The 4,680-nt window shown below is 49.2% G+C and carries 3 protein-coding genes, 2 tRNA genes and 1 pseudogene; 1 reads left to right on the top strand and 5 read right to left on the bottom strand.

All coding sequences use genetic code 11. The annotated features are described in order from the left end of the window. The 5 genes and pseudogenes from BZG79_RS11915 to BZG79_RS11895 all read right to left on the bottom strand — a co-directional run. Window positions 1-1,417, bottom strand: a pseudogene (locus BZG79_RS11915) (RnfABCDGE type electron transport complex subunit C); the annotation flags it as partial. After that, window positions 1,417-1,992 (bottom strand): electron transport complex subunit RsxB, encoded by a 576-nt coding sequence (gene rsxB / locus BZG79_RS11910; RefSeq protein WP_021022314.1) that lies wholly within the window; start codon window positions 1,990-1,992, stop codon window positions 1,417-1,419. The gene rsxB and the pseudogene BZG79_RS11915, both read right to left, overlap by 1 nt. Further along, window positions 1,989-2,573, bottom strand: coding sequence for an electron transport complex subunit RsxA (gene rsxA, locus BZG79_RS11905; RefSeq protein WP_021022315.1), 585 nt, complete (start codon window positions 2,571-2,573; stop codon window positions 1,989-1,991). Before rsxA ends, rsxB begins: the two co-directional genes overlap by 4 nt. A 304-nt stretch (window positions 2,574-2,877) precedes the next feature. Continuing rightward, window positions 2,878-2,953 (bottom strand) — tRNA-Asn (locus BZG79_RS11900). 36 nt (window positions 2,954-2,989) lie between these two features. After that, window positions 2,990-3,065 (bottom strand) — tRNA-Asn (locus tag BZG79_RS11895). A gap of 646 nt (window positions 3,066-3,711) precedes the next feature. On the opposite strand from BZG79_RS11895, the gene BZG79_RS11890 reads away from it, so the two are divergent. Beyond that, window positions 3,712-4,680: DEAD/DEAH box helicase family protein (locus BZG79_RS11890; RefSeq protein ID WP_199877779.1), on the top strand; the 969-nt coding region annotated here is incomplete at its 3' end.

Genomic DNA, 4,680 nt, shown 5'->3' with positions numbered 1-4,680 from the left:
GGCTTGCTTGGCTTTTGCGCGTGCAATCGCAGCGGCGACTGCGGGTTTCACGTCGTTATCCGCCGATTGCGCCGCTTTTTACGCCTTCACCCGTTCAACTGCAGCGTTTAAGGCATCGCCAGAGCCGGCATTTTGCTGTGCGGCTTGTTTGCGACGTTCCGCTGCTTGGCGGTGTTTTTCTTCTCGCTCTTGTTTTTCTCGTTCCATCCGCGCTTTTTTGGCTTCAAAGCGTTGGCGCGCCCGTTCGGCCGCCTCTTTTTCTGCTTCAATCTCGCGGATTTCGGCTTTGGCTTGGCGATAATATTGCACCAGCGGAATCTCACTAGGACAGACGTAGGCACACGCGCCACATTCAATACAATCAAATAGATCGTAGTCTTGGCATTTGTCATAGTCTTGATCTTTCGCGTACCACTGCAGCTGCTGCGGGAGAAGATGCGCGGGGCACACATCGGCACAGGCACTGCACCGAATACAGGCCATTTCTTGTTTGGCTGGTGCTATTTCTTTGCGGGTTGGCACCAACACACAGTTAGTCGTTTTGGTGATGGGCACCTTAGCGTGAGGCACCGTAAAGCCCATCATCGGGCCGCCAATAATCACCCGTGGCTGTTTTTTATCCGCTTTATAGCCGTGCTGAGCTAATAGTTCGCCAATCGGCGTGCCCAATAGCCCCTGATGGGTATTTGGTCGGCACAACTTGAATGAGGATGTCGTCCTCAACCGCGTCGACAGCGGCATTTAACGCAGCAATCGCCTCGGGCTTGTTATCTTCAATACCAATCACCGCCAGTTTTGGCTTCACAATGTGGTTGAGAATTTGGATGCCCGCGACGATTTCATCGGCGCAATCTTGCATCAAGCGATCGTCGGCGGTGATATAGGGCTCACACTCGGCGGCGTTGATGATCAGTATCTCGGTTCGTGCGAGGCCGGTTTGTAGTTTACGGGCGGTAGGGAAACCCGCTCCCCCCATTCCCGCAATGCCCATAGCGCGAATATGGTCAATCAGGCGTTCAGGTGTTTGGGTGTGATACTCAGCAAAAGCGGGTTTTGCGCCCCATGTATTGTTACCGTCCGGTTGAATCACAACACAGCGATCGGATAACCCAGAAGGGTGGGCGATGGTTCTATCTTCCATTGCAATCACGGTGCCTGAGGTTGGAGCATGCACCGGCACACATTGCTGAATGTCGGTTTCGGTGAGAGCTTGTCCAGCGAGGACCTGATCGCCTTGGCTAACGAGTAGTTTGCCTTTACTGCCAATATGTTGTTTTAACGGAATAACCAGTTCAGATGGCAGTATGTGCTCAAGAATCGCGTTTTGGTTAGATTGGGTTTTGTGCTCGGGTGGATGAATACCGCCGTGAAAATCCCAGATCTGACCGTGTTTAATTTGTTCAATGAGACTTTCCATCAGGCGCGTGCCCCCTGATTGTCGGTTATGTTTACTACCGGAATTTGGTCGAGCTGCCACTTCCAGGTTTCTGGTGTATCCTGGACGGGGATCATTTCAATGCAATCGGTCGGACAGGGTGCTACACAGAGATCGCATCCAGTGCAATCTTGTTCAATCACGGTATGCATGGCTTTGGTGCTACCGACAATCGCATCAACAGGACACGCTTGAATACACTTAGTGCAGCCAATGCAGTCTTCTTCGTGGATAAAGGCAACGGTTTTGATGCTTTTTTCTTCATCATGCGCCAATTCTGTCGCCTCAACGCCCATCAGGTTGGCGAGGTTCTCGATGGTTTGTTGCCCGCCAGGGGGACATTTATTGATTTCATCGCCATTAGCAATCGCTTCGGCATAGGGTCGACAACCAGGATAACCACATTGGCCACATTGCGTTTGTGGCAGGATGGCATCAATTTGATCGACAATGGGATCGGCCTCGACTTTAAAGCGGATTGAGGCAAAACCAAGAATTGCGCCGAAAATAGCGGCGAGGGCAGCGATAACAATCACTGCGATCACGATTCCACTCATGATAAGGTCACCAATCCAGTAAAGCCCATAAAGGCGAGCGACATCAGACCTGCGGTGATCATAGCAACAGACGCGCCCCGGAAGGGAGCCGGCACATCAGCCGCGGCAATACGCTCACGCATCGCGGCAAATAGAATCAACACCAGCGAGAAACCACAAGCCGCACCAAAACCATAAATGATGGATTCAATAAAGCTGTGCTGCTGTTTTACGTTGAGCAAAGCAACACCCAACACCGCACAGTTTGAGGTGATCAGTGGCAAGAAAACGCCCAATAACCGGTGTAACGTAGGGCTGGTTTTGTGTACCACCATCTCAGTGAACTGCACGACCACGGCAATGACGAGGATAAAGCTCAGTGTGCGCAAGTAGCCAAGATCTAACGGAATGAGGATATAGGTTTCAACCAGGTACGAGCTCACCGATGCCAGGGTCAGCACAAAGGTTGTGGCTAAGCCCATGCCAATCGCTGTCTCTAGTTTTTTTGATACGCCCATAAATGGACACAGGCCCAAAAACTCCACCAGAACGAAGTTATTGACCAAGACAGTGCCCACTAATAGCAACAAATACTCAACCATGCTATTTAATCATTTAGTGTTTTTGTGATCTGCCTATTATCGACTTTTGAAGCGGCTATAACAACCGCCATCAAGCAGGGTTTTTGCCTGACCCGCTGTAAGCTATCAGTGACGCTTGATTTGCGACCGGCTTAGTAAAGGGTAGTGGTAGAACAGAAGGGGCGATCAATATGAGAAGGCTGTTTCGAGGGAGAAAATAGTCAAGTCTAAGCAGACAGCTCAGTCAACGTTGATGAAATAGCGTCATAATCTGCGAAGCAGATCAGGCAGTGACTTGGAAAGAGTAGAATTAAAATGAAGGAAGTGGCTCCCCCTGCGGGATTCGAACCTGCGACATACGGATTAACAGTCCGCCGTTCTACCAACTGAACTAAGGGGGAATCGATTTACTGATGTATTCTTTTTGATTTCAAGGTTGGCTCCCCCAACTGGACTCGAACCAGTGACATACGGATTAACAGTCCGCCGTTCTACCAACTGAACTATGGGGGAATTGCCTTGAGAACGGGGCGAATCTTAGCGAGCCCCTGAAAAAGTGTCAACTCATCAACCCTAAGAAAATCCATCTTTTCAACTGACTGCTGAAAAGCTAGCCGTTGGCGTTGATAAAAGCACCACAATGGCGATCGATTAAGCATTGATGCGAACTTGGACTTGACTTTTATTCACCCCAGTAAGGCAAGGGCTTTCAGTGGTTACCCACAGATTCTGTGGATAACCATGTGTGTGAATCTTGATARACTCGCTACATGGTTGATTTTATGCAAAACATCGATAATCACGAAATTGTTTTGTGTTTTTATGGTTATGATTTTATTGATTTTTTATGGGTAAGTGCGCACGAGTATGACGAAGGCGGAATGTCAATATTATGCACAGATTATTTTTTCGTCAGTCATTGAGTATCGGGGATAAATACAGTGATGATCATTGAATGTTGCGATTTTTTTGCGGGAAGGAGGGGTAATGGTTCCAAAAGAGGACCGATAGGTTACCTAGGTCCGATTTTCAGATCAAGAACTCTACGCGAAAAAGATCGCATTTTACACGCAACCAGTAAGCAGTCAGAGTCGTTGACTCCGTCAGGTGAGTCAGGACAATAAGATGACTTGGTCAGACGACCCAACAGGACAGCCTCATGAGTAAAACGTTTTCGCTGCATTCTGCTTTTCAACCATCGGGCGATCAGCCTGAAGCCATTCACCGATTATGTGAGGGGCTCGATGCGGGCCTCGCGCATCAAACATTATTGGGGGTAACGGGCTCAGGTAAAACATTCACGATGGCCAATGTGATTGCGGAACTGAATCGACCCACGATGATACTGGCGCCCAATAAAACCCTAGCGGCTCAGTTATATGGTGAAATGCGTGAGTTTTTCCCGGATAACGCGGTGGAGTATTTCGTTTCTTACTACGACTACTATCAACCAGAGGCCTATGTGCCTTCAACCGACACCTTTATCGAAAAAGACGCGTCAATCAATGATCAGGTTGAACAAATGCGGCTTTCGGCAACTAAAGCCTTAATGGAGCGGCGTGATGTCGTCATTGTGGCGTCGGTATCGGCCATCTACGGCTTGGGGGATCCCGACGCGTATCTGAAAATGATGTTACATATCCGGCGCGGTGATATTCTGGATCAGCGCACTATTTTACAGCGTCTCGCGGAACTCCAATATACCCGTAATGATCTGGCATTTGAGCGCGGCACATTCCGAGTTCGCGGTGAAGTGATTGATATTTTCCCCGCCGAATCAGACAAAGACGCGATCCGAGTTGAGCTTTTCGATGACGAAGTTGAAACCATTAGCGTTTTTGACCCATTGACCGGTCAAGTCAGCGTCAAAGATATGCCACGCTGTACCATTTACCCCAAAACGCATTATGTCACCCCGCGAGAGCGTATCTTGGAAGCGGTTGAGCAGATAAAAGTGGAACTCGCTGATCGCAAAAAAACGCTGCTTGAAAATAACAAGTTGTTGGAAGAGCAGCGGATAACTCAGCGCACGCAGTTTGATATCGAGATGATGAACGAGCTGGGGTATTGTTCCGGGATTGAAAACTACTCACGTTACCTGAGTGGCCGGACTCAAGGCGAGCCGCCG

Source organism: Salinivibrio sp. MA427 (assembly GCF_001996115.1).
GTDB lineage: Bacteria > Pseudomonadota > Gammaproteobacteria > Enterobacterales > Vibrionaceae > Salinivibrio > Salinivibrio costicola.
This window is presented reverse-complemented; position numbering and strand designations above follow the sequence as displayed.